Origin of the sequence: Streptomyces sp. NPDC090083, from assembly GCF_044747445.1 — a bacterium.
GTDB lineage: Bacteria > Actinomycetota > Actinomycetes > Streptomycetales > Streptomycetaceae > Streptomyces.
The window spans coordinates 479,643-502,578 of the sequence record NZ_JBIVED010000004.1; the positions used below are offsets into that span (position 1 = coordinate 479,643).

Here is a 22,936-nt window from a genome sequence, read left to right on the forward strand (position 1 = left end):
GCTCCGCTCAGTGAGCGGTGGCGCCGGAGTCGTTCTCGGCGTCACCGCTCGCGGTCGGCACGCTCGACGCCGAGGCCTCGGAGCTGGAGGCGGCGCTCCGGCTCGGGCCTGCACCGGCGCTGTGGCTGGTCCCCGGCTCCGCGCTCGCGGACGGCGAGGCGGTACCGCCCGCATGCGATCCCGCGCTGCTCGACGTGAGCGGCGTGGGCGTCGGGCTGTGCGCGGGAGCGTGGTGCGTTCCGGCCGAACCGCCGCCGAACGACGTCCCCGTACCCGACTCGTTCCTGACCGCGGCCGCGAGCGGCTTGCCCATGATCAGCTCCCCCGCGGTCACCGTGACCATCGCCAGGGCGAAGATCAGGCCTGTCGCCAAGGCGTACTTCTTCCAGCCGATGGACTTCCAGAACGAACCGGTCCGGTGGGTGCCGACCGCTTCCGCTCCGCCGAGTGAGGAGTCGGAGGAATCCGAGGAACCGGAGGAGTCCGCGGGGCGACCGGGGGCATCGGCGGGCGATCTCGTGGCGTCGTCCGAGGAGCCGTCCTGCGCCCCGAACGCCGCCCGGGCGTCCGCGCGTTGGAGCGCCCGTGCCTCGCCCGGTGTCAGCGCCATCGCCACCGACGGGACTCTTCTGCGGATCCCCTCTCCCGTCCGGCGGAACGCGTGCTGGAAGACCGCGGCGCCGGTGGTCGCGCTGGCGCTGACCACGGCGGCGCCGACGATCGTCCCGGTCACCCCCAGCAGGGACGCGAGCACCGCGCCCACCACGGTGGCGAGCGCGCTGGCCACCACCTGCACGGCGGTCAGATCGAGCACCTTGCGCTTGGGCTCCCGCTTCTTGTCGCCCTTCGTCTCGTCCTTCTTTTCGTCCTTCTTGTCATTTTTCTTGTCGTCCTTTGTGTGACTCTCCATCAACGTCCTTCAATGTCCTTTGACAGTCCTGGAGCACGCGCGCCGCCGAAGAGGCATGTGCAAGGTGTCGACTGCCCTGTCGGCGCGGTTTCACCTCAACTGGCCGGAACAGGGCCGGACTTCACGCCTGAAGCGTGTTCGTGAAGGGCGTGACCGGCCGCTCCAGGAGATCGCCGTCCACGACGATGTCGACCACCTCGTTGTAGAAGGCGAGGAGATCCCTGACGGCGCCGACCGCGGGCAGCGGCTGCGGATAGCTCCAGACGATGTTCGGCGGGACGGCGGGAACACCGGCCCCGCCCCGCCACGACCAGTAGGTGGCGGTGCCCTTGTAGGGGCAGCCGGTGCTGTGGTCGGTCGGTTCGAACAGGTCGAGGCGGACGTCCTCGCGCGGGATGTAGTAGCGGGTGGGCAGGCCGGTCTCGAAGACCAGGACCGGGCGGTGGGTGTCGGCGACGACCGTGCCGTTGATCTCGACCCGGACGTGACGGCTGCTGGGGAGGGCGTCCACGCGTTTGTGCGGGTCACGGGGGTGGATGAAGATCTCTTCCTCCTCCTCGTACCAGTGGTCGAGCCCTCGGCCGACCCGCCGGGACCACTCGAACGCGATGTGCCCGGCGAGGTCGTCGGCGGGATAGGTCCAGGCCGCGTTCTCCGACAACTCGCCGCCGATCACGAGGTCGTAGAAGATCCGGGAGCCGGTGTGCGTGCCGGTCGGCGGGTTCTTCGCGGGGCGGAGGAGGTCCTCGCGGACCTCGTCGTGCGGGAAGGCGTAGAGCGGTACGGGGACGCCGGGTTCCCAGACGAGGACGGGACGGCGGCTGTCCACGACGGTGATGTCGTGCTTGCGGCCGCGGACCCAGCGGGGGCTGGGCTCCCAGAGGAGTCCTTCGGGGGTGGTCCTGACGTCCTGCGCGGTGGAGAACGTACTCATGACGGTTGCTCCCTGGTGGGTGGGGCGGCCCGGACGGCCGGTGTGACCGATCGTCGCGTGTCCGACGCTTCCGACGGTGACTTCCTGCCAGGTGTCGGCGGTAGCTCACTCGACGGCCGCGGCTGTTCCGGATGCCCGAGTTCAGGAATTCGCGTGTGCCCGGGCCGTGTTGTGACGGAAGATCCGCACATGACACAGCATCAGAGCGACCCGGCACCGGCGACCGGCGCGGCCGACGTCTACCTCGCGGCACTCCGTGACCGGCTCGCCGCCGACGGGACGACGGTGACCGCGACCACCTGGCGCGACCGCCCCGTGACGATAGGCAGCCGGTCGGACCGCAGAGCGCGGTGGTTCGGCACCAAGGCGGAACTGTTCGTCCTCGCCGCCGCGGTCCCCGGCGTCGACCAGGCCCTGCTGACCGAGTTCACCGGGTGGGCACTGGACTACGCGAAGAACCTGCGGGGCGGCCTGGCCGGCGCCCGCAACGCGGCGCTGATCCTGCCCGCGCTGGTCACCCCCAGCGCCCAGCCGGCCGCGCGGACCTGGGCCGCCCAGGACGCCCGGGTCCTCGGGACGTCCCTGATCGGGCGGCCCATCACGGTGGAGACCACGGGATCGGGAGTCACCCGGGTCACGATGTACCGGGGCGGGAGCATGTACGGCGGGATGTTCACCGGGCACGTCCTGGAGAAGGCGGCGCTGTACTTCCCGTAACGAGGTGAGCAACGGGCCGCCCCGGAGCCGCCGTTGGCGAGCGGGGAGCGCCGACCTCCCGGCCCCGCGCCGCCCACTCGCCGTCAACTAGGCGCAGCTTCATCCCCGTTGGCCGCGCCGCCGCCAACACCCCGTCACCCTATGGGTTCCGGCATCGGCAGCACGTCGTAGGCGAGGCCGATGACGTTCCCGGCCGACGGATCGGCCAGCTCCACACGCCAGCCGTCGGCGAACTGGTCGACACCCGCGGCCATCGGAATGGTGCCGGAGATCAGCACGGTCCCCGGCACCAGGTCTCCGCGGGACCGCAGCACGTCCACCCAGTAGGCCGGGGTGAGGAGTTCCGCGAGCGTGCCGGTCTGGATCTCGGTCTCGGTGCCGTCGTGGCTCACCCAGGCGCGCAGGGTGAGTTCGTCGATACGGGACTCCACGTCGGCCAGCCGCCAGGCGCGCCGGGCCAGGACGTCGGGGCCCGCGTTCTTGCTCCACGCCACCCCGTGCACCTCCAGGTCACGGTCGGTGTGATCGCACGCGGCGGTCAGCAGCAGCTCCCCGCCCTCCGCGACGACCAGCGCCCACTCCGCCTCGCCGGAGGTGCGGCCGTGCTGGACGGCGACGCGCGCGGTCTGCTGGGCGAGGTACGGGGAGACCGGGTACAGCGCGGGCGTCACGGACGGTCCCGGCACACCCAGCTCGGCCAGCTCCGCGACGTGCGCGGCGACGTCGTCCTGGCTGCGTCCGGCGTATCCGGCGTTGAGGACCTGGACGACATCGACCTCGCGGGTCGATCCGTCGGGCAGTTCGAAGGTCAGCACGGCCATGAGGGCACTCCCAGGGATCGGGGAACGGGGGAAAAGTCACGGGACACGGAGGCCGGGGCACAGGGAACGTGCCCCTGCGGATCCTGATTTCTCCGCGGTTAACTTCCGGCGCAGGGCTTGCGCATACGACCTGTATACAAGAAGTATGCCGGAAGGTCGATGTCCCCGAGCAAGGATGGGCACCATGCACGACACCCCGAAGAGCGACACGGGAGCCGCGGAGAGGCGCTCCGGCGTCCGCCGCGCCTTCGTCGCGAGCCTCACCGGCACGGCCCTGGAGTGGTACGACTTCGCCGTCTACTCCGCCGCCGCCGCGCTGGTCTTCGGCGATCTGTTCTTCCCCTCGGAGGACCCGCTCACCGGAACGCTCCTCGCGTTCTCCACCTACGCGGTCGGCTACGTCTCCCGGCCCCTCGGCGGCTTCGTCTTCGGCCGGCTCGGTGATGTGATCGGCCGCAAGAAGGTGCTGATCGCCACACTCGTCCTGATCGGCGTGGCCACGTTCGCCATCGGCCTGCTGCCCGCCTACGGCACGATCGGCGTGGCCGCGCCGATCGCCCTGGTCGTGCTGCGCTTCGCCCAGGGCGTCGGCGTCGGCGGCGAGTGGGGCGGCGCCGTCCTGCTGTCCAGCGAGTTCGGCGACCCGCGCCGCCGGGGCTTCTACGCCTCCGCCGCCCAGGTCGGCCCGCCCGCCGGCAACCTGCTCGCCAACGGTGTGCTGGCCGCCCTCGGCGCCCTGCTCACCGAGGCGCAGTTCGAGTCGTGGGGCTGGCGGGTGGCGTTCCTGCTGTCCGGCGTCCTGGTCGGCTTCGGCCTGTGGATCCGGGCCAAGCTGGAGGAGACCCCGGTCTTCAAGGCGATGGAGGCCGAGCAGTCCCGACCCCAGACCCCGATCCGCGAGGTCTTCACCACCCAGCCGCGCGCGCTGACCGCCGCGATCCTGTGCCGGGTCGGCCCGGACGTGCTGTACGCGATGTTCACCGTCTTCGTGCTGACGTACGCCACCCAGGAACTCGACATGTCACGCGGCTCCGCCCTCGCGGCCGTCCTCATCGGCTCCTCGGTCCAGGTCTTCCTGATGCCCCTGGCAGGCGCCCTCTCCGACCGCGTCAGCAGGCGCCTGCTGTACGGCGTCTCGGCGGTCGCCGCCGCCGTGTGGCCGTTCGTGTTCTTCCCGATGGCGTCCGGCGGCTCCTGGCTGCCGCTCGCCGCCGGAGTCCTGGTCGCCCTGGTGATCCACTGCTGTCTCTACGGCCCGCAGGCCGCCTTCATCGCCGAACAGTTCTCACCCCGGCTGCGCTACACCGGCTCCTCACTCGCCTACACCCTGGCCGGCATCATCGGCGGCGCCATCGCCCCGCTGCTCTTCACCACCCTGCTGAGCGCCTACGACAGCTGGGTGCCGCTGGCCCTCTACATCGCCCTCGCCTCCGCGATCTCCCTGGTCGGCGTCCTCCTGGGCCGCGACCCCGAGGCCGCCGTCGACGAGGACGCACAGCTCGCCGCGCCGAAGACCCCGGCCGCGGCCGACCTCCCCCTGTCCCACTGACCACGGCCCCAGACAAGGAGGCACCGCCCATGCGGATCGCCCTCAGCCAGCTCACCACCGGCCCCGACCCCGACAAGAACCTGCGCCTGATCGAGGAGTGGACCCGTCGCGCGGCGGACGCCGGAGCCCGCGCCGTCGTCTTCCCCGAGGCGTCGATGGCCTGCTTCGGCACCCCCCTCGCCCCGCTCGCGCAGCCCCTCGACGGCCCCTGGGCCGACGGCGTCCGCGAGATCGCCCGCGCGACCGGCACGGTCGTCGTCGCCGGCATGTTCACCCCGGCCGCCGGAGGACGGGTGGCCAACACCCTGCTCGCCACCGGCCCCGGCGTCGAGGAGTCGTACGACAAGATCCATCTCTACGACGCCTTCGGCTTCCGCGAGTCCGAGACCGTCGCCCCGGGTTCCCGTACCGCCCTGATCGACGTGGACGGTGTCCGGCTCGGTCTGGCCACCTGCTACGACGTCCGCTTCCCCGAGCTGTTCCGGGCGCACGCCGATGCCGGGGCGGTGGGCACCCTGCTGGCGGCCTCCTGGGGCGCCGGGCCCGGGAAGCTCGACCAGTGGGAGCTGCTGGTGCGGGCCCGCGCGCTGGACGCGACCGTGTGGGTCGCCGCGGTGGGGCAGGCCGATCCCGGGACCGGTCCCGGCCCGGTGCCGACCGGTATCGGGCACAGCTTGGTGGTGGGCCCGGACGGGACCGTACGGGCCGCTCTGGGCGCGGAGCCGGAGCTGCTGGTGACGGAGCTGGACGTCGACGAGGTCGGCGCGGTCCGCGAGAAGACGTCCGTGCTGGCGAACCGGCGTCCGGAGGTGTGGGGATGAGCGGGCCCGAGCTGGAGTTCCACCGTCCCGACGGGCCCTGGCGCGCTCCGGCGGGTGCCGGGCCCGGTGTCGAGGAGTGCGTGCTGGCCGAGGACCCCGAGAGCGGCCGGCGCACCGCGCTCGTCCGGTGGGCGCCGGGCACGGACAGTTCGGCGTCGGGCGTGGCCCTGCACGACGTGTGGGAGGAGGTCTACCTCGTCGAGGGCGCGATGCACGACCTGACGCTGGACCGCACGTTCACCGCGGGCATGTACGCCTGCCGTCCGCCGGGCATGCCGCACGGGCCGTGGACCGCGCCGGACGGGGTGACGATGCTCGTGATCACGTATCCCTGAGTCCGGCGCGTCGCCTCAGCCGTCGAGGAGCACCGTGAGGGTCGACTGGAGGTGGTGGTCGATGGCCGCGCACGCGGCCCCCGCGTCACCGGCGGCGAGGGCGTCGACGATGGCCTCGTGCTCGTCGAGCACCGCTTTCTGCCGGCCCCGCTGGTTGAAGACGGCGACGACCCCGGCGCGGACCTGGCGGCTGCGCAGACCGTCGTAGTGCCGGTCCAGGAGGGTGTTGCCGACGGCCGACACCAGGGAGGCGTGGAAGCGGTGGTCCACGGCGATGAACTCGCGGGCCTCCTGCTCGCCGGTGAGCGCGCGCTGCTCGTCCAGGAGGGCGCGCAGTTCGTCCAGGGGGACCCGCCCGGCCGCGACGAGGCGCTCGGCCGCGTACCGCTCGACCATGCCGCGCAGTTCCATCAGCTCGCGCACCTCACGGCCCGTCAGCGACGCCACGCGGGCGCCGCGCTTGGGCACGAGTTCGACCAGGTCCTCCGCGGCGAGCATCAGGAGCGCCTCGCGGATGGGGGTGCGGGAGACACCGATACGATCGGCGAGGTCCTGCTCCGACAGGAAGGCTCCCTGCATCTCCGGGTCCGTCAGAACCGTGTCCTTGAGATACGCGTAGGCCTTCTCCCGACCGGACGCCACGGCAACCCCCAGACATCGCATACAGTTTGTATACCGACGCTACCACGGGGGTTTCCGCGCCACAGGGGTCCGTCGGCAGGCGTGCTCCCCCGCCACCGACCGTGAGCACCCCGGTCTGTGGATAGAGTTCAGGGACGCCAGGCAGAGTGTGCGACACAGCGAAAGTGAAGAATTGATCATGAGTAACGTCTACTTCGACATCACCATCGACGGCGCTCCCGCGGGCCGCATCGTCTTCAACCTCTTCGACGAGGTCGTCCCGAAGACCGCGCGCAACTTCCGTGAGCTGGCCACCGGACAGAACGGTTTCGGCTACGCGGGCTCCGGCTTCCACCGCGTCATCCCCCAGTTCATGCTGCAGGGCGGTGACTTCACCAACCACAACGGCACCGGTGGCAAGAGCATCTACGGTGAGAAGTTCGCGGACGAGAACTTCACGCTGAAGCACGACCGCCCGTACCTGCTGTCGATGGCGAACGCCGGCCGCAACACCAACGGCTCGCAGTTCTTCGTCACCACCGTCGTCACCTCGTGGCTCGACGGCAAGCACGTCGTCTTCGGCGAGGCCGTCGAGGGCCAGGAGATCATCGACAAGATCGAGTCCCTGGGCTCGGACTCGGGCGCCACCAAGGCCAAGATCGAGATCGCCGCGTCCGGCGTCGTCGAGGCCTGACCGACACCCCCAGCGGGTCGGGAACAGCGCCGCGGGCCCCGGGGACGGAACGTCGTCCCCGGGGCCCGCGGCTTCGCATTCCTGAAAAGAACCTGTCACATACGGACCGGAATCCCCCACCCGTCCGTCGCGGTTGGTACAGGCACGACCCCGTTGCGAGGCCCGTCCTCGTGCGACGAAGGAGTGACCATGACCGTTGACCTGACCACGACGGACCAGCAGGCCTTCACCCAGGACTGGCTGGAGTGGTACCGCGGGCAGGAGGAACGGCTCGCCGCTCCGCACGGTTTCCTCGCGATCACCGGCCTGCACTGGCTGGACGAGCGTCCGCAGCGCTTCCCGGACGCCCCCGGCGCCTGGTGGACCGACGCCGACGGGGTCGCCGTGGCGCTCGACGAGGGCGTTGAACTCGTCGTCGCGGGTAAGACCGTGCGCGGTGAGCACCGCTTCGGCGTACTGCCCGAGCGGGGCGGTGTCGACGCGGTCTGGGGCGATGCCGTGATCGAGGTGGCGAAGCGCGGCGGGAACGACATCGTGCGGCCCCGGCACCCGGACGCCCCGCTGCGCACCGCGTTCGCCGGTACGCCCGCCTACGCGCCGGACCCCCGCTGGGTGGTCCAGGGACGCTACACGGCGTTCGACACGCCGCGGCCGACGACCGTGGGCGCCTCCGTCGAGGGTCTTGAGCACGTCTACGACGCGCCGGGCCGGGTCGAGTTCGAGCTGGACGGGCAGGCACTGGCCCTCACGGCGTTCCCCGGGCGTGGACCGGGCGGGCTGATGGTGCTCTTCACGGACGCCACCTCCGGGGTGACCACCTACGCCGCCAACCGCTCCCTCACGCTCCCCGCGCCCGACGCCGACGGCACGGTCGTCCTGGACTTCAACCGCGCGACGAACCTGCCGTGCGCCTACACCGACCTCGCGACCTGCCCGCTGCCGCCGGCGGAGAACCGGCTGCCGGTGTCCGTCGAGGCCGGCCAGAAGATCCCCCGCGAGCGGGGCGGAGCGGCCTGACTCCCGCGCCTGACGTGACCGGGCCGGCACCGGCGCCCCAGCGGCGCCGCCGGCCCGGTTCGGCGTTCGGTCCCCGGCCCCGATCCCGACAACCATGCGCGCCTCTGAGTCGTCCCTTTTAATGCGCGCAGGTTTCCGCGCGGTCGCACCCCCCACGGACACTGCGCACGGACGATGCGCAGAAAAGAGGCCGCATGCTCCGTATCCACTTCACGTCGCAGGATCTGCAGAGCGTCCGGGTCGCCCGTCAGCCCCATGCTCTCTGGGAACTCGTCTGCGGTGTCTGCCGGTTGGACACCCGGCAGGGGGCGCTCGAGTTCGGGCACTGGCGCCGGTCCGTGCGTGAGGGGCTGGAGAGGAATCCGCGGGCCCGGCGGGCGCTGCTGCCGCTGCAGACGCTGATTCCGCCGGTGGGCTACATCCCCGACTTCCTCACCCCGTCGGTCACCGGTGGCGGGCTGGCCGTCGGGCTCGACGAGGTGCGGTCCACGTCCCGCACCCGGCTGAGCGGTGAGCTGTCCCGGCTCGCGGAGTCGCGTCCGCTGCCGTCCTGGGTGTCCAGCCTCGACCGGCCGGGCGCCAAGGCGCTGGGGACGTTGACGCGGGCGCTGGAGCTGTCCTGCAAGACGCTGCTGGAGCCGTACTGGCCGCGTATCCAGACGGCGATCGGCAACGATGTCGAGTTACGCTCACGGGCCCTCCTCGACGGCGGCACCTCCGCGCTGCTCGACGCGCTGCGCCCGCACGCCCGCTGGAACGCTCCCGTGCTGGAGGTGAACTATCCCGTCGACCGCGAGCTGTACCTGGAAGGGCGCGGTCTGCTGCTCGTCCCCTCCTACTTCTGCTGGCGCAGGCCCACCGCGCTCGCGGATCCCACGCTCGGGCCCGTGCTCGTCTACCCGGTCGCCAAGCAGCCGCTGGAGGTCGCCCGCGCGAGCAAGGACGGTCTGGAACGACTGCTGGGCCGCACCCGGACGGTCGTCCTGGCACACCTCGCCAACCATGGGGCGCGGACCACGTCCGAGGTCGCCTCGGCCGCCAACATCGCGCTGCCCAGCGCCAGTTACCAGCTCGGCGTGCTGCGCGACGGAGGTCTGGTCGCCAGCCACCGGGAGGGCCAGTTCGTACGGCACTCGGCAACACCCTTGGGGCTGCGCCTGCTTGACCGGTGAAGGACGGACGCATCGCCGGAGCGGCGCCGCGCACACCTCGCCCGGCGCCACTTCGAACGGCTTCGAATTCATTGCCGTCACACGACGCGCACGACCATCGTTGGTGTGGACCGCACCCGACCACCGCAGAGGTCGATCGGGCACATGAGCACCACCCACTGGACCGACGGGCGTGGGCGGTTGCCGGCGGCGGACCCGACCAGTCCGCCGCCTCCGACGCCGACCACGCCATCACGCGCAGGGGGTGGCCGGGGCATGGCGCGATCGGGCGCGGTGGCCACCGTTCACAGGGGGACGGTGGCCGCCGCGCCTTCGGCGCGCCGTCTCCGGGTCAGCCCGCCCGGCGCCGGTCCGCCGCGGCGCGGTGGGTGAGGGGCTCGCGCAGGGCCAGGTGCTCGCGCAGGGTCGTGCCGGTGTACTCGGTGCGGTAGACGCCGCGTTCCTGGAGCGCGGGGACGAGCAGGTCGACGATGTCGTCCAGGCCGTCGGGGATCAGGTACGGCGTGACGTTGAAGCCGTCGACCGCGCCGTGCCGGACGAAGTGGGCGAACTTGTCCGCCAGTCCCTCCGGGGTGCCGACATGGCCGCGCTGCGGGCCGAGCGCGATGACGGTCTCACGCAACGACCAGCGGTTCGCGTCGGCCTTCTCCCGCCATTCGGCGACCACTTGGCGCGGGTCGGCGATGCGCCGTGCGCCGAAGGAGCCGTCGTTCTCGGCGACGACCGGGTCCTCCTTGGGCAGCGGCCCGTCGGCGTCACGGCCCGAGAGGTCGATGCCCCACAGGAGTCCGGCGATCCCCAACGCCGTTGCCGGGGTGACCTGTTGGAGGCGGATCCAGCGCTTCTTCTCCAGGGCTTCTTCCTCCGTGGCGCCGATGATGATCTCGGTGCCGGGGAGGATGCGCAGGTCGTCGTCGGGTCGGCCGACGGCCCGCAGCCGGCGCCGCAGGTCGTCGGCGAAGGCGAGCGCGTCGTCGAAGTCGTTGCCGTGCGCGGAGAAGATGACGTCGGCGTTGCGCGCGGCGAAGTCGCGGCCCTCGCCGGAGTCCCCGGCCTGGAAGATCACCGGGTGTCCCTGGGCGCTGCGGGGCAGCGTGGGTGCGAGGTCGACGTCGAACTGCGGTCCCTGGTGCCGGACGTGGCGTACGGCGCCGGGTGCCGCCCAGGCCGGGGCGCCGGCCGAACCGGAGGCGGCCTCGTCCTGCCAGCTGTCCCAGAGGGCGCGGGCCACGGTGAGGAACTCCTCGGCGCGGCGGTAGCGGTCGGCGTGGTCGAGGTAGCCGCCGCGACGGAAGTTGGCACCGGTCCAGGCGTTGTCGGTCGTGACCACGTTCCAGCCCGCGCGGCCCTCGGAGAGCAGGTCGAGGCCGGACAGGCGGCGGGCGAGGTCGGCGGGTTCGTTGAAGGTGGTGTTGGACGTGCTGACCAGGCCGATCCGGTCCGTCACGGCGGCCAGCGCGGCGAGTTGGGTGATCGCGTCGGGCCGTCCGGCGACGTCGAGGTCGTGGATCCGTCCGTCGACCTCGCGCAGCCTCAGCCCCTCCCCCAGGAAGAACGCGTCGAACAGGCCGCGTTCGGCGGTCCGGGCGACGCGCCGGAAGTTGGCGGGGTCGATCTGGGAACCGCTCGCCGGATCGGACCAGACCGTCCAGTGGTTGACGCCCTGGAAGAAGACACCGAAGTGGAGTTGAGCCTCGGGCCGGGGCACGTCGAGGGGGTCGGTGCGGGTCATCGGACGTCCTCCTGGGCGGCCACGGCGGCGTAGCGGTTGGCGGGCCGGTCCAGGCCCAGCTGGGTGCGCAGCGACGCGCCGGGCAACGGCCGTACGGCGCAGCGTCGTTCGACCAGGTGGGGCAGGACGAGCCGGGACAGTTCCGGGAGTTCCTCGTCCAGCACCAGGGGGTGCAGACGGACTCCGTCGACCACTCCCCTCAACTCCCCCAGCAGCGTGGCGAGTCCGGCGGCGGAGCCGATGTGGCGCAGGCATCCCCGGTCGCTCCAGGGCGCGTGCCGTTCGAGGTCGGCGACGCGTTCCTCGGCCGTGGCGTCGGCGGTGTCGAGGGCGATGTCGACCTCGGCGAACGTACGCGGTGTTCCGGCGGCGGACGCGCTCGCGGTGACGGCCGCGAGGTCCCGGCCCTCGACGAGGGCGACGTCGAGCAGATCGCCGGGGACCCGCTCCGGGCTGCCGAGCACGACGAGTTGGCCCTGCGGTGGACGTGGCACGATCGCCGGGCCCTTCACCGCGAAGGTGTCGCCGGTGAAGTCGACGTAGTGCAGCCGGTCCCGGTCGAGATAGCGGCTGGTGGCCACGGAGCGGATGACCGCGTCGTCCTCCCAGGAGTCCCACAGCCGGCGGACGACGTCGACTCCGTCCCGCGACTCGCGGGCGCGGGCCGCCTCGCCGTCGACGGGCGGACGCCCCCAGGCGGAAGCCGCTTCGGGCCGTGCCTCCTCGCTCACCACCCACCCGGCACGCCCGCCCGCGATGTGATCCAGGGACGCCAACTGGCTTGAGACATGGAAGGGTTCGGCGTAGGTGAGCGGCACGACGGGCGCGATGCCGACGACGCTCGTCGACGCGGCGAGGAACGCGGCCCGCTCCACCGCGCCGATCCGGCCGACGACCTCGGGCGCGGCGCCGGGCGGGAGCGCGCCGTCGTCCAGTGTGAGCAGGGTGAACCCGGCGTTCTCCGCGGCGGCGGCGACGCGGGCCACCCGGCGCGGGGTCAGCAGGTGGTCGGGTGAGTGGGCGGCGCGGCGCCAGGCCGCGGGATGGGCGCCGTCACCGTCGATTTCGAGGGCGAGCCGCAGGGCGGGGCCGGACATGGGGGTTCCTTCCGAGAGCACGTCGAGACGGCCGGCCCGCGGGGCCGGCATGGGTCAGGGGCGTGCGGAAGGACAGACGGCGGATGCGGTGCGGCAGTAGTCGACGTGCCGGCGGATGATCAGCCGTGCGCCCGGACCGGTGCCACGAGGTGCGGCGTCGCCTGCACGCATCGGGGCCTCCACCCGTCCGGGACCGGTCGCCTCAACCTTGGTCGCCGCCACCGGAAGATGTCAAGAACATTAGATGTACGCGCATGCGGCGGAGGCGGGTCGGGTCGGGTCGGGTCGGGTCGGAAAAGCGTTGGCTGTGACGGTGACCGTGCTGCTACCTTCCCTGAGCCGTGAGAGACCGCGAGGAGGTGGGACCCATGAACGCAGTATCCAGGTGGGTGCTCCCCCTTTTCGCCACGGTCGGGCCAGCGGCATAGGTGTCGCCGGGAGCGCCTCGCACCAAGGCGATCCCGAAAGGCAACACCATGGAACTCTCCACCACACCAGTGCGGTTCACCGCGCAGACATCGTCGAACGGTGTCCTCGTCCGCGACTTCACCGTCGGCGGCCTGACCGGAGCACTCTGGTCCCCCGCCGAATCCCCTTCCGTAAGCGCCCCCTTGGTCCTGATGGGCCACGGCGGCGGCACCGACAGCAAGGCCCCGGCCATGGCGGGCCGCGCCGACCGGCTCGTGAACGGCTGCGGATTCCACGTGGCCACCCTCGACGCCCCCGGCCACGGCGACCGGCCGCGCACCGCACACGACGAGCGCGAGATCGCCGCGATGCGGCACGCGATGGCGGCGGGCGAACCGGTCGGCGAGATCGTCGTCCGCTACAACGCCCACCTCGCCGAACGTGCCGTACCCGAGTGGCTGACGGTCCTCGACGCCCTCCGGGCACTCCCGGAGATCGGCACCGAGGGACCCGTCGGCTACTACGGCCTGAACATGGGCACCGCGATCGGCGTCCCGCTGACGGCGGCCGAACCCCGCATCGCCGCCGCGGTGTTCGGGCAGTTCTGGTACGACGACGCCCTCGCGGAGACGGCGCGGCGGATCACCGTGCCGATCGAGTTCGCGCTGCAGTGGGACGACGAGCACATCCCGCGCGCGTCCGGTCTCGCGCTGTTCGACGCCTTCGGCTCGAAGGAGAAGTCGTTGCACGTCAACTCGGGCCGCCACAAGGAGCTTCCGCGGTTCGAGGCGGACAGCGCGGCCCGCTTCTTCGCCCGGCATCTGAGCCGGGCCGACGTTCCCGGGGCAGCCTGACGGCCACCGGCGTCCGGCCGTCGGCCGGGCGCCGGTCCCTCAGCGCGAGCGCGGCCCGGTGCCCGCTCCGAAGTCCATGCCCGTCATGAGTTCGGAGAAGGCGCCGCCCGCGGCGGCGGACGTGAAGAGCCGGTCGAGTCGAGCCCGCGCCAAGTTCCGTCGGAAAGGGCCGGAGTCGGAGGCGTCACCGGCGTCGTGGAGCATGCGCGTCATCCAGTGGGAGAACTCCTGGTCGTTCCAGACCCGGCGCAGACACCGCGCGGAGTACGTCCGCAGACCCGTGTCGTCGTGGTCGTGGACGGCGTCCCGTACGGCGCGGGCGAAGAGGTCGGCGTCGTAGAGCGCGAGGTTCATCCCCTTGCCGCCCATCGGGGAGACGATGTGCGCCGCGTCGCCGACGAGGTGGAGGCGGCCGTACTGCATCGGGTCGTGTACGAGGCTGCGGAGGCGGAAGGTCTCGCGGTCGGTGATCGGGCCGGAGACGAGGGCCGGATCGCCGAGCCGGGTGCGCAGCGCGTCCCAGACACGGGCGTCGGACCACGCGCCGGGCTCGTCGTCGGGCGGGCACTGGAGGTAGTAGCGGCTGGTGTACGGGCCGCGCGGGAAGTGCGCGGCGAAGCCCTGCTCGCTGACGGCGAGGAGCGGGTGGGCCGGCGGCGGGGCATCCGCCAGGACCGTCAGCCATCCGATGCCGTGGTCGAAGGTGTACGGCGTGAGGGTCCCGTCGGGGACGGAGCTGCGGCTGATGCCGTGGTCGCCGTCGCAGCCCGCGACGAAGGAGCAGGTGAGCGTGTGGAGGGCGCCGTCCGGGGTGCGGTAGCGGACGGTGGGGTGTTCGCTGGTCAGGTCGTGCAGGGAGACGTCGGCGGCCTCGAAGCGGAGGTCGCCGCCGTCCTCCAGGTAGGCGGCGGTGAGCTTCTGGACCAGCATCTGCTGGGGGCAGATACGGGCCGTGGGGCCCTCGGAGCCGTCGGAGTCGGACACGAGGTGGGGCTCGCCGTCGACGCGGAGCTCCAGGATGCCGTCGTGCGGGACGCCGCCCAGGACGCGGTCGGCCAGGCCCCAGGAGTCGAACATACGGACCGCGCGGGTCTCGACGATGCCCGCGCGCTGGCGCTGTGCCACGTACTCCCGGGACTGCCGTTCCAGGACGACACAGTCGATCCCGGCGCTCCGCAGCAGGTTCGCGACGGTCAGCCCGGCCGGACCCGCACCGATCACCACCACGGTCACGGACTCCGCGGGCTCGCTCAACTCCCGCACACTGTCGGTCACTTGACCACCTCCGGAATCACCCTACCGACGCGGAGCGCCGCACCGCCGGGTCACTTGACCTGGATGGTCGCCTTCCAGGTCTCGACGATCAGGGGGCAGAGGCGGCCGGGGTCGGGAACGCAGTGGCGCTGTGCGCTGACGGTGGCGGCGCCGGCGGCTGCCGCCCGGTAGACGGCCGTGGAGTCTCCGGCCGGATAGGTGGCGTCGGACCTGTGCCCGAGCACGGTCCGGTCGCTGGAGTCCAGTGCGGTCCAGGAGTAGGTGAGCCCGTGCTCGCGGTAGTGGGTGAGCCGGACTTCTACGTCACCGCCGACGCTCGCGGCGACCGTCCGGCCGTTGTCCGCGTTCGTGAGCACGACGCGCCCGGCGCGGAGCGCGTGCGCCGACGCCGGTGTCGCGACGGTTGTCGTGGTGGCGGCGAGGGCCAACCCCGCGGCCCCCAGGGCCGTAGACCACTTGGCAGTTCCCATGACGCACGCTCCTCGCACTCTCCGGTGGCAGCGGATGTGCTGCCCAGCGGGGTCAACGTGGCGGTGGAGGACGGGTCACAGGCAACCACTCGAACGTGGGCCGGAGGGCTGCGGGGACGCCCCGGGGCTACCGCGGGTTCGCGCCGTCTGTGCGTGTGTTATGAATCTTTCCGTATGACCGATAGGAAAAGCACGTAGACAACCGTTCGACCGGCCCCACGGGTGAGGACCGGTCGGGGTCGCCGATGCCGGGGTCCGCTCCCCGGGCTGCGGTGATCTTCCTTCCCAGGAGGACCTCCCGCATGTTTCGACGTATTGGCAGTGGGGTCGTCAGACATCCCGTCTGGACGATCGTGGCATGGCTGATCGCGGCCGTGGCGATTGTCGCCACGGCGCCCAGCCTGCCCTCCAACAGTGACGAGAGCAGTTTCCTCCCCAAGAGTTACGAGTCCATCAAGGCGGCGGACCTCCAGGCGAAGGCGTTCCCCAGCGCCTTCACTCCGTCCGCCATCGCGCTGTACCAGCGCTCCGACGGCGGCAAGCTCACCGCCGCGGACCAGAAGGACGTCGCCCGGATCACGACCGAGCTGGGCAAGAAGCACATCGACCAGGTGCAGAAGGTGGTCCCCGGCCCGCCGTCCAAGGACGGCAGGTACACCATGACCCTGGTGCAGATGGACAGCAAGAACGCCGGCCAGCCGGCCCAGGCGGATGCCGCGAAGGTACTGCGCGACGACGTCAAACAGCTGGCCAAGGGCACCGATCTGGACGTGAAGCTCGGCGGTTCCGCCGCGCAGGCGCTCGACCAGCAGGACTCGTCCAAGCGCGGCGAGGCGCTGATCGGCATCGGGACCTTCCTCATCATCCTGGTGACGCTGCTGATCATCTTCCGCGCGCCGATCCTCGCCGTCCTCCCGCTGGTCCTGATCGGCGTGGTGGCGTCCATCGCCAACGGACTGATCGCGTACGCCACCAAGCTGTTCGGGCTCCAGGCGAACAGTTCCGTGTCGTCGATCCTGATCGTCGTGCTGTTCGGCGTGGGCACGGACTACTTCCTGTTCCTGATGTTCCGGTACAGAGAACGCCTGCGGGCGGGTGACGAACCGAAGCAGGCCATGATCAACGCGGTCGCCCGGGTCGGCGAGGCCATCGCCTCGGCCGCCGGCGCGGTCATCATCGCGTTCCTCGCGCTGGTGCTGTCCACGCTGGGCTTCCTCAAGCAGATGGGTCCGGCGCTGGCCATCTCGGTCACCGTCACCCTGATCGCGGGCCTGACGCTGATCCCGGCCGTGGTGTCGCTGATCGGGCCGAAGGTCTTCTGGCCGTCGAAGTCGTGGCAGCAGGAGCCGCAGAACGCCCGGTTCGCCGCGCTCGGCCGCGGTGTGCAGCGCAGGCCCGCGCTGACCGCCGCGCTCTCCGGGCTCGTCCTCGTCGCCCTGTCGCTCGGCACGCTCGGCTACAAGGCCACCTTCGACCTGGCCTCGGGCTCCATGCCCAAGACCAAGGAGTCGATGGTCGTCCAGGACGAGATGCAGAAGGCGTACTCGGCGGGCGCGGCGGCTCCCACCGACGTCTATCTCTCCAGCACCGACGGCAAGCCGCTCGACAAGTCCGGCTTCCCGGCCTACGCCGAGAAGCTCGGCGCCGTCGACGGTGTCGCGAGCGCGAAGATGAGCCAGGTCAACCAGGACGGTACGACGGCGGACTTCACGGTCACGCTGAAGTACGAGGCGTCCACGGAGAAGGCGATCGACGCGGTGGGCCGGGTGCGGGACGTCGCGCACGCCTCCGCGCCCGACGGCACGAAGGCGCTGGTCGGCGGCATGTCCTCGATCTACAAGGACATCAACACCGCGGTCAACCACGACTACCGGACCGTGTTCCCAGTCGCCGCCCTGCTGATCATGCTGATCCTGGGACTGCTGCTGCGCAGTGTGGTCGCGCCCTGGTACCTCATCGCCTCGGTGGGTCTCGGCTTCGGTGCCACGCTCGGTGCCACGGTCTGGATCTTCCAGGACGCCCAGGGGCATCCGGGGCTGATGTTCATGCTCCCGGTGATCATGTATCTCTTCGTGGTCGCCATCGGCACGGACTACAACATCCTGATGATCGCCCGGCTCCGCGAGGAGGCCCGCGAGGGCCGCGACCCGCGCGAGGCGGCCAGCATGGCGCTGCGGCACGCGGGACCGACCGTGGCCGCGGCCGGGTTCATCCTCGCGGCGACCTTCGCCACGATGATGCTGGCGGGCAACGCCCTGCTCACGGAGATGGGCTTCGCGGTCTCCTTCGGCATCGCCATCGCCGCGTTCGTGATGGCGATGTTCTTCACGCCGAGCCTCACGGCCCTGATCGGCCACGCGGCCTGGTGGCCCGGTCACGCCGACCGCATCCAGGAAACCCCGGACGGTCATGGTTCCGGCACCTCGGGCCCGGCCGCCGGCACGGGTGACGAGGACCCGGTCACGCCCGGTCCGGCGGGTCGTCGCGGCTAGCACCACGCGGGGTCTGTCCACCGGTCCGCACGGCCGGTGGACAGGCCCCGCACCCGTTTCCGCACGTTGATCGACGCCCTCTCCACGCGCGGTCGACTTCGCGTGGACGTCCGGCCCTGTGGCACCTCAACGGGCGGACGGTGAACGGCTCCTGACCGGGACGAGGCCGGGTAAAGCCGCCGTTTCGGAGTGTCCGGACGGGGCACAAGCGATCACAGTCCAGTGCTTCGGTCAGCAGGCACGCCTTCTTCCCCTTCGAGGAGCGTCACCGTGCCCTTTTCGTCCCGTCCCGACAGCGAGCCGACGTGTGCGGCTTCCGCCGAGAGCGTGGAGGTCTGACGTGATCGTGCCGAACCCCGCCGTCCTGCAACAGGCGGTCGACCGTTACCGGGCCCTCGCGGCCGACGGGGACACCGCCTGCGCGGTCCCCCTGCAGAACGCCGCCTACACCCTGTGCGTGCTGACCGGCACCCGCACGGTCGAGGAGGCCATGACCGCCGTGGAACGCCTGTGTTCACGCACCGCGGCACCCCTCCCCGCACACCTGCGGCCCCTCACCCTCGCGCCGGCTTCTCCGGTCTCCCTGGGCTCGCGTGGCCCCTCCGGCGAAACCGCTTCCGAGGAAAGGGAGTTGGTGTCCTGAAGGACGACTGAGAAGCGCTCGCTCGACGCCACAGAGTCGGAACACCGGCCCGACGACTGACCCGCCGTACGGCTGGAGTCGGTCGGGCCGGACGGCACGGAAGTCACCCGGACCCTCATACCCGGGCACCGTGCCAGCAGGGCGGACACCGCGTCCGCCACCATCAGGGCATGGATATCTGGTCCCGCTTCATCACCCGTCGTCAGGCGGACCGGGAGACCGAGAACGAGAACTCCTGGCGCCGCTACGTCCTGCTGCGCGTCCACGACATCCCAGGACTCACCGCACAGGAGCGCGGAGCCATCATCCCGGCCGCCTACCACGCCTGTTCGGACGGACAACTCCCGGTGTGGAGCTGGGAACGACGCGCTGCCGCCGCCCTCGCGCTCACCCTGCTGTCCGCCCTCACGGGCTGCGCAGGACTGCTCTGGTTCGTGAACCGCGGCGTCCGCACCGAGTTGGGCAGCTGGCTCGTGTCCCATGTGCCGGCGGAGGGCCTGGTCACGTCCGTCCGCACCCAGGCCCTGATCACCGTCCCGCTCATCGGCCTCGGGGCCCTCCTCATCCGTTTCCCCACCTCCTTGCGCCTACTGCGCTCCGCCCTCGGCGACGGCAGCCGGGTCGCCTGGGGCCTGCCCTACGCGAAGGTCCCGCAGCTGGCCGTCATCCTTGTGGGCTGCCCCTGGGCCGCGGCGACGATCTCCGACGTCTACGCTTCCTGGCCCACGGGGTGGAACATCCTCATCGTCCTGGCCCTCGTGCTGGGCGCGGTCCTGGTCCGCCTGATGGTGGTCGTCGACAGCTGGATGCAGTCCGTCCGCCCGGCCCCGTGGAACCGCAGCGACGACGAAGCGATCCGGACCCTCTTCCTGAGCACCGTCAACCTGTACCGCTCACGCCGCGGCTGGGACGCACCCTCGGAGATCTCCTTCCTGCGCTACCAGATCGATGCCGGTGCCCGTCGCGTCGAGACCAACCGGGTGCCGCTCCGTGCGGTCCGCTTCCGTGAGCGCGGTCTGCGCACCGAAATACGCCACAGGCACCGCAAGTTGGCCGAACAGCTCCGGCTGCACAGTCGCTCTCTCGCTCAGGTCCACTCCCTCGCCGACTACGACCGTGTCTGCGACTCCCTGCGGGCCGGGCTGCTCGCCGCTGTCGGCTCCGACTGGGACGAACTGCTGCGCCACGCGCCCGAGTTGACCGCCGCCTCGCAGTTTCGGCGCGCCGCCAACAGGCTCACCGGCCCGGTCGTGCTCGTCGCGGCGGGGCTGGTCATCCCGCTCCTGCCCGGCGTCGGACCCGTGCCCGGCGACAGCGTCCGCATCCTCCTGCTCGCCTCCGGAGCCCTCGCCCTGCTCCCGGCCGCCACCACCGATCTGGCCCGCGGCAACGTCCAAGGCGCCCTGGACAAAGCCCTGTTCGGCAAGAACCAGGCCTAGGAGGTTAGCGTCGGCCGAGTCGGAGGGGCCTGCACCACGTCACGGGGCTACGCGATGTCCTCAGGTGCGAGGTCGGGGCGCAGCCGGTGCCAGGAGGGGTGGCGGAGGTAGCCGGCCCGGGTGCGGGTGGCGTAGGTGACCTCGCCGACCAGGCGGGGCAGCACCCAGTGGGCGCCGGTGATCGGAGGGACCGGGGTGAAGGGGCAGTCCGTGGTGGCGGCGACGCTCAGGAGTGCCGACAGGTCCGCCCGTTCGCGCTCGCTCCAGCCGGTGCCGACGCTCCCGACGTACCGCAGCCGTCCTTCGTGCCGCTGCCCGAGCAGCAGCGCTCCGGGCAGGCCGGTCAACCGCCCTCTGCCGGGCGTCCAGCCGCCGATGACCGCGTCGGTGGTGACCAGGTTCCTGATCTTGATCCACGACCGTGAGCGCACCCCGGGCTCGTATCGGGACGTCAGGCGCTTGCACACGATCCCCTCCAGCCCGGCCGCACGGGTCGCCTCCAGTGCCCGCGCACTGCTGCCGACGACCGCGGCCGGCACGGACCAGCACGCTCCGGACAGTTCCAGCGACTCCAGCGCGTGCCGCCGCTCGGCGTACGGGGCCGACAGGAGGCTGTCGGTGCCGAGGAAGACAACGTCGAACAGGACCAGGTGAACCGGCGCGCGCCGGGCGGCCCGGCCGACCACGGCGGCCGGTGACCGGACCAGCCCCATCCGGGACTCCAGCCGCCCGAAGTCCGCGCGCCCGCTTTCGTCGAGGGCGACGATCTCGCCGTCCAGGATCGCCGGCGTGCCCCGGAACTCCTCTCCCAGGGCTTGCAGCTCCGGGTACGCCGAGGTGATGTTCTCGCCCGAACGGGACCGGAACAGCGCCGTCCCGTCCCCGGGAAGACGGGCGAGGACCCGCTGACCGTCCTGCTTGGTCTCGACCGCCCACCGGTCGTCACCGCCCGGCAGCGGCAGGCGGCCGGGTGACGCGAGCATGGGCGCGATCGGCGGCAGGGTGACCATGCATCCCACCCTCGCCTCTTCAGCGGGCCACGGCACCCCGGGCCAGGCCGTTCCCCGACGGCACGCCCGACCGTCCCGCGCTCAGGAGATCCCCCGGCTCCCCTGTCCGTGCCTAGGCGCTCGGGTCCCAGGCCAGGAGCAGGTCGAAGAGGTTGCCGTCGCCGTCCACCTCCAGCGAGCCGACCGGGATACGGCCGTACAGCACGAGGACCAGTTCGCCGGCCGTGCCCCGGAGGGAGGCGTCGGCCCCGGGGGCGTCCGCGGGGACACGGGTGGCGTGGGCGCCGTCGGCGGAGAGTGTGAGGCGCCAGGAGCGGCCTTCGGTGGCGTGGTAATCGACGACGGCGGGCGCGTGCGGCCAGGGGTCCGGACCCGCGCAGCAGGTGGACAGGAACTCGTCGACGCCGTCGAGCGCCGCTTCCTCGGGCAGCGCCCGCGCCTGCGAGGCGCCCAGGGTGAGCTGGGCGTCGTAGGTGTGCACCGACGCTTCCTGGACCTGGTGGCGGGCCACGGCGCCGGAGGTCTGCGGCGACTGCGAGCCGCCCCACCACGTCCAGCATGCGCGGTCCGGGCCGAACTCCCGCAGTGTGCCGAGCAGTTCCTCCGTGGACTCCGCCGACCAGGCGAGCAGGGCCTCCGGGTCCTTCGGCGCCTCGGGGACGGTGCCGGACGGGCCGTCGGCGGGTCCCGCGGCGACGTTGGCGGCCCAGCGGCGGTGCACCCCGCCCAAGTGCTCGACCAGATCCCGGAGGGTCCACTCGGGGCAGGTCGGCACCTGGGCGTCGAGGCTCGGCGCCGCGGCCACGGCCGCCCGGAACGCGGCCGACCGTTCGTCGATCAGGCGCAGCAGGGCGGGGAACTCAGGGATCTCTGTCACGCGGACTGTCTACCACCGTGCCCGGCCGACCCGACAGCGAATATCCCGGTCACCCCGGCGGTCAGTTCCCGAGGGCCTGTTGGACCGTCGGGTGACACTTGATGACGCCGTCGATGCCCACGAGCCGGATGATCCGCAGCACGGGCGGCGCGGCCCCGGCCAGCCGCAGCCAGCCGCCCGCGTCGGCGAGGGTGCGGTGGACGGCGATGAGGATGTTGATGCCGCTGGAGTCCATGAAGGTGACCCGGCGCAGGTCGATGACGGCGCGCGGTGCGGCGCCGTCCGGCAGGTCCAGCGCCTCCCTCAGCGATCCGCCCGTCTCATGGTCGATCTCTCCGGTCAGGGCCACGACCAAGGTGCCGTCGACGACGTCGGTCCTGACCGACAACCGCCCCGGCTGCCCCGCTTGTTCGGTGTCCACCATCTGTCCTCATACGCAAGTCGGTGAGCGCTACGGATCAGGATTTCATCCGAAGTGCTGCCCCGCATCGTACGGTTGATGCCCAGGCTCGGTGGAGCCTATGGACATGGACGAGTGCGCGCTACCTCACGGGGTATGCGCGGGGCACGCGGAAGGCGGTGAAACGATCCTGATGGAACCAGATTCATCGGACGAGGACGACACGGCACCGCAGGCCCGGGACCGGGCCATACGGTCCACCGCGGCACTGGACGGAGACGGCTCGTGCATCGCCGAGGCCCGTCGGCTGGCCGCCATGTTCCTGACCCGGGCCCGCGCCGAGTTCGGGCTGCCCGTGTCGGCCCGGGCCATGGATCTCACGCAGCTGGTGGTCAGCGAGCTGGTCACCAACGCCCGTAAGTACGCGCCCGGTCCGGTGCTGATGGATCTGCGGATCGTCGACAGCCTGGTCGAGGTCGAGGTATGGGACTCCGACCCCCGGCTCCCGGTCGCCCAGGGCGCGGACGCGCAACGCGTGGGACAGCACGGCCTGGAGATCGTCCGAGCGGTGGCGCACGGCTTCGAGGCCCGACGCGAACCGGTGGGCAAGCGCATCACCGCCCGCATAGCTCTGACGGACGTCTGAGG

At 71.6% G+C, this 22,936-nt stretch carries 23 protein-coding genes; 12 read left to right on the forward strand and 11 right to left on the reverse strand.

The annotated features are described in order from the left end of the window. Positions 1 to 7: 7 nt before the first annotated feature. Entirely contained in the window at positions 8 to 910 is a 903-nt protein-coding gene (locus ACIPTO_RS17375; protein WP_401192835.1) for a hypothetical protein, read from the reverse strand. Positions 911 to 1,031: 121 nt separating this feature from the next. After that, complete coding sequence (locus ACIPTO_RS17380; RefSeq protein ID WP_401192837.1) at positions 1,032 to 1,844, reverse strand: DUF427 domain-containing protein; 813 nt, start codon at positions 1,842 to 1,844, stop codon at positions 1,032 to 1,034. Positions 1,845 to 2,033: 189 nt separating this feature from the next. Here ACIPTO_RS17380 and ACIPTO_RS17385 point away from each other — a divergent pair, with 189 nt between their 5' ends. Beyond that, complete coding sequence (locus ACIPTO_RS17385; RefSeq protein ID WP_401192840.1) at positions 2,034 to 2,561, forward strand: hypothetical protein; 528 nt, start codon at positions 2,034 to 2,036, stop codon at positions 2,559 to 2,561. A 134-nt stretch (positions 2,562 to 2,695) separates the two neighbouring features. Here the strand turns inward: ACIPTO_RS17385 and ACIPTO_RS17390 are convergent, their stop codons facing one another. Then, positions 2,696 to 3,382 carry a DUF2848 domain-containing protein gene (locus ACIPTO_RS17390; protein ID WP_366317874.1) on the reverse strand — a complete coding sequence of 229 codons (687 nt, stop codon included), beginning with the start codon at positions 3,380 to 3,382 and terminating at the stop codon, positions 2,696 to 2,698. Between the two features lie 184 nt (positions 3,383 to 3,566). On the opposite strand from ACIPTO_RS17390, the gene ACIPTO_RS17395 reads away from it, so the two are divergent. The 3 genes from ACIPTO_RS17395 to ACIPTO_RS17405 are packed head-to-tail and all read left to right on the forward strand — an operon-like array spanning position 3,567 to position 6,087. Next, positions 3,567 to 4,931 (forward strand): MFS transporter, encoded by a 1,365-nt coding sequence (locus ACIPTO_RS17395; RefSeq protein WP_366317872.1) that lies wholly within the window; start codon positions 3,567 to 3,569, stop codon positions 4,929 to 4,931. Positions 4,932 to 4,960: 29 nt separating this feature from the next. Further along, positions 4,961 to 5,752, forward strand: a complete 792-nt coding sequence (locus ACIPTO_RS17400; RefSeq protein ID WP_401192842.1) for a carbon-nitrogen hydrolase family protein — start codon at positions 4,961 to 4,963, stop codon at positions 5,750 to 5,752. Further along, positions 5,749 to 6,087 (forward strand): cupin domain-containing protein, encoded by a 339-nt coding sequence (locus tag ACIPTO_RS17405; protein WP_366317868.1) that lies wholly within the window; start codon positions 5,749 to 5,751, stop codon positions 6,085 to 6,087. Before ACIPTO_RS17400 ends, ACIPTO_RS17405 begins: the two co-directional genes overlap by 4 nt. Positions 6,088 to 6,102: 15 nt before the next feature. On the opposite strand, the gene ACIPTO_RS17410 is transcribed toward ACIPTO_RS17405, so the two are convergent. Continuing rightward, positions 6,103 to 6,729, reverse strand: a complete 627-nt coding sequence (locus tag ACIPTO_RS17410; RefSeq protein ID WP_401192844.1) for a GntR family transcriptional regulator — start codon at positions 6,727 to 6,729, stop codon at positions 6,103 to 6,105. Positions 6,730 to 6,907: 178 nt separating this feature from the next. On the opposite strand from ACIPTO_RS17410, the gene ACIPTO_RS17415 reads away from it, so the two are divergent. From ACIPTO_RS17415 to ACIPTO_RS17425, 3 genes are all read left to right on the forward strand, one after another. Next, positions 6,908 to 7,402 carry a peptidylprolyl isomerase gene (locus ACIPTO_RS17415; protein WP_366317866.1) on the forward strand — a complete coding sequence of 165 codons (495 nt, stop codon included), beginning with the start codon at positions 6,908 to 6,910 and terminating at the stop codon, positions 7,400 to 7,402. Between the two features lie 189 nt (positions 7,403 to 7,591). Further along, entirely contained in the window at positions 7,592 to 8,419 is an 828-nt protein-coding gene (locus ACIPTO_RS17420) for a DUF1684 domain-containing protein (RefSeq protein ID WP_366317864.1), read from the forward strand. Positions 8,420 to 8,613: 194 nt separating this feature from the next. Then, on the forward strand, positions 8,614 to 9,591 hold the full coding sequence (locus ACIPTO_RS17425) for an ArsR/SmtB family transcription factor (protein ID WP_401192848.1): 978 nt from the start codon (positions 8,614 to 8,616) through the stop codon (positions 9,589 to 9,591). Between the two features lie 331 nt (positions 9,592 to 9,922). Here ACIPTO_RS17425 and ACIPTO_RS17430 read toward each other — a convergent pair whose 3' ends face one another. Both ACIPTO_RS17430 and ACIPTO_RS17435 read right to left on the reverse strand, forming a co-directional pair. Continuing rightward, on the reverse strand, positions 9,923 to 11,323 hold the full coding sequence (locus tag ACIPTO_RS17430; protein WP_401192850.1) for an NtaA/DmoA family FMN-dependent monooxygenase: 1,401 nt from the start codon (positions 11,321 to 11,323) through the stop codon (positions 9,923 to 9,925). After that, a complete protein-coding gene (locus ACIPTO_RS17435; protein WP_401192853.1) occupies positions 11,320 to 12,420 on the reverse strand; it encodes an LLM class flavin-dependent oxidoreductase in 1,101 nt (366 codons plus the stop codon). The genes ACIPTO_RS17430 and ACIPTO_RS17435 overlap by 4 nt, the downstream gene beginning before the upstream one ends. Positions 12,421 to 12,896: 476 nt before the next feature. Here ACIPTO_RS17435 and ACIPTO_RS17440 point away from each other — a divergent pair, with 476 nt between their 5' ends. Continuing rightward, positions 12,897 to 13,682 (forward strand): alpha/beta hydrolase, encoded by a 786-nt coding sequence (locus ACIPTO_RS17440; RefSeq protein WP_401192856.1) that lies wholly within the window; start codon positions 12,897 to 12,899, stop codon positions 13,680 to 13,682. Between the two features lie 39 nt (positions 13,683 to 13,721). On the opposite strand, the gene ACIPTO_RS17445 is transcribed toward ACIPTO_RS17440, so the two are convergent. Both ACIPTO_RS17445 and ACIPTO_RS17450 read right to left on the reverse strand, forming a co-directional pair. After that, on the reverse strand, positions 13,722 to 14,957 hold the full coding sequence (locus tag ACIPTO_RS17445; protein WP_401192859.1) for a 4-hydroxybenzoate 3-monooxygenase: 1,236 nt from the start codon (positions 14,955 to 14,957) through the stop codon (positions 13,722 to 13,724). Between the two features lie 50 nt (positions 14,958 to 15,007). Next, positions 15,008 to 15,427: a hypothetical protein gene (locus ACIPTO_RS17450; RefSeq protein ID WP_401192862.1), complete on the reverse strand. Its 420-nt coding sequence runs from the start codon at positions 15,425 to 15,427 to the stop codon at positions 15,008 to 15,010. 302 nt (positions 15,428 to 15,729) lie between these two features. On the opposite strand from ACIPTO_RS17450, the gene ACIPTO_RS17455 reads away from it, so the two are divergent. From ACIPTO_RS17455 to ACIPTO_RS17465, 3 genes are all read left to right on the forward strand, one after another. Beyond that, a complete protein-coding gene (locus tag ACIPTO_RS17455; protein WP_401192865.1) occupies positions 15,730 to 17,919 on the forward strand; it encodes an MMPL family transporter in 2,190 nt (729 codons plus the stop codon). Positions 17,920 to 18,259: 340 nt separating this feature from the next. Further along, positions 18,260 to 18,562 carry a DUF5133 domain-containing protein gene (locus tag ACIPTO_RS17460; protein WP_366317848.1) on the forward strand — a complete coding sequence of 101 codons (303 nt, stop codon included), beginning with the start codon at positions 18,260 to 18,262 and terminating at the stop codon, positions 18,560 to 18,562. Between the two features lie 170 nt (positions 18,563 to 18,732). Then, positions 18,733 to 20,001 carry a hypothetical protein gene (locus tag ACIPTO_RS17465; RefSeq protein WP_401192868.1) on the forward strand — a complete coding sequence of 423 codons (1,269 nt, stop codon included), beginning with the start codon at positions 18,733 to 18,735 and terminating at the stop codon, positions 19,999 to 20,001. Positions 20,002 to 20,048: 47 nt separating this feature from the next. On the opposite strand, the gene ACIPTO_RS17470 is transcribed toward ACIPTO_RS17465, so the two are convergent. The 3 genes from ACIPTO_RS17470 to ACIPTO_RS17480 form a co-directional block, all read right to left on the reverse strand. Further along, positions 20,049 to 21,011 carry an ATP-dependent DNA ligase gene (locus tag ACIPTO_RS17470; RefSeq protein ID WP_401192870.1) on the reverse strand — a complete coding sequence of 321 codons (963 nt, stop codon included), beginning with the start codon at positions 21,009 to 21,011 and terminating at the stop codon, positions 20,049 to 20,051. A gap of 112 nt (positions 21,012 to 21,123) precedes the next feature. Further along, a complete protein-coding gene (locus ACIPTO_RS17475) occupies positions 21,124 to 21,888 on the reverse strand; it encodes a maleylpyruvate isomerase family mycothiol-dependent enzyme (RefSeq protein ID WP_401192872.1) in 765 nt (254 codons plus the stop codon). A gap of 61 nt (positions 21,889 to 21,949) precedes the next feature. Continuing rightward, complete coding sequence (locus tag ACIPTO_RS17480) at positions 21,950 to 22,312, reverse strand: STAS domain-containing protein (protein WP_366317840.1); 363 nt, start codon at positions 22,310 to 22,312, stop codon at positions 21,950 to 21,952. A 169-nt stretch (positions 22,313 to 22,481) separates the two neighbouring features. On the opposite strand from ACIPTO_RS17480, the gene ACIPTO_RS17485 reads away from it, so the two are divergent. Next, positions 22,482 to 22,934, forward strand: coding sequence for an ATP-binding protein (locus ACIPTO_RS17485; protein ID WP_366317838.1), 453 nt, complete (start codon positions 22,482 to 22,484; stop codon positions 22,932 to 22,934). The last annotated feature ends 2 nt before the right edge of the window (positions 22,935 to 22,936 follow it).

Bases quoted from the DNA above. Each gene is read 5' to 3' on its own strand.
- ACIPTO_RS17485 (WP_366317838.1), top strand. From the start codon at position 22,482: ATGGAACCAGATTCATCGGACGAGGACGACACGGCACCGCAGGCCCGG.
- ACIPTO_RS17405 (WP_366317868.1), top strand. From the start codon at position 5,749: ATGAGCGGGCCCGAGCTGGAGTTCCACCGTCCCGACGGGCCCTGGCGC.
- ACIPTO_RS17415 (WP_366317866.1), top strand. From the start codon at position 6,908: ATGAGTAACGTCTACTTCGACATCACCATCGACGGCGCTCCCGCGGGC.
- ACIPTO_RS17430 (WP_401192850.1), bottom strand. From the start codon at position 11,323: ATGACCCGCACCGACCCCCTCGACGTGCCCCGGCCCGAGGCTCAACTC.
- ACIPTO_RS17450 (WP_401192862.1), bottom strand. From the start codon at position 15,427: ATGGGAACTGCCAAGTGGTCTACGGCCCTGGGGGCCGCGGGGTTGGCC.
- ACIPTO_RS17425 (WP_401192848.1), top strand. From the start codon at position 8,614: ATGCTCCGTATCCACTTCACGTCGCAGGATCTGCAGAGCGTCCGGGTC.
- ACIPTO_RS17435 (WP_401192853.1), bottom strand. From the start codon at position 12,420: ATGTCCGGCCCCGCCCTGCGGCTCGCCCTCGAAATCGACGGTGACGGC.
- ACIPTO_RS17400 (WP_401192842.1), top strand. From the start codon at position 4,961: ATGCGGATCGCCCTCAGCCAGCTCACCACCGGCCCCGACCCCGACAAG.
- ACIPTO_RS17465 (WP_401192868.1), top strand. From the start codon at position 18,733: ATGGATATCTGGTCCCGCTTCATCACCCGTCGTCAGGCGGACCGGGAG.
- ACIPTO_RS17455 (WP_401192865.1), top strand. From the start codon at position 15,730: ATGTTTCGACGTATTGGCAGTGGGGTCGTCAGACATCCCGTCTGGACG.
- ACIPTO_RS17380 (WP_401192837.1), bottom strand. From the start codon at position 1,844: ATGAGTACGTTCTCCACCGCGCAGGACGTCAGGACCACCCCCGAAGGA.
- ACIPTO_RS17375 (WP_401192835.1), bottom strand. From the start codon at position 910: ATGGAGAGTCACACAAAGGACGACAAGAAAAATGACAAGAAGGACGAA.
- ACIPTO_RS17440 (WP_401192856.1), top strand. From the start codon at position 12,897: ATGGAACTCTCCACCACACCAGTGCGGTTCACCGCGCAGACATCGTCG.
- ACIPTO_RS17390 (WP_366317874.1), bottom strand. From the start codon at position 3,382: ATGGCCGTGCTGACCTTCGAACTGCCCGACGGATCGACCCGCGAGGTC.
- ACIPTO_RS17395 (WP_366317872.1), top strand. From the start codon at position 3,567: ATGCACGACACCCCGAAGAGCGACACGGGAGCCGCGGAGAGGCGCTCC.
- ACIPTO_RS17420 (WP_366317864.1), top strand. From the start codon at position 7,592: ATGACCGTTGACCTGACCACGACGGACCAGCAGGCCTTCACCCAGGAC.
- ACIPTO_RS17470 (WP_401192870.1), bottom strand. From the start codon at position 21,011: ATGGTCACCCTGCCGCCGATCGCGCCCATGCTCGCGTCACCCGGCCGC.
- ACIPTO_RS17480 (WP_366317840.1), bottom strand. From the start codon at position 22,312: ATGGTGGACACCGAACAAGCGGGGCAGCCGGGGCGGTTGTCGGTCAGG.
- ACIPTO_RS17385 (WP_401192840.1), top strand. From the start codon at position 2,034: ATGACACAGCATCAGAGCGACCCGGCACCGGCGACCGGCGCGGCCGAC.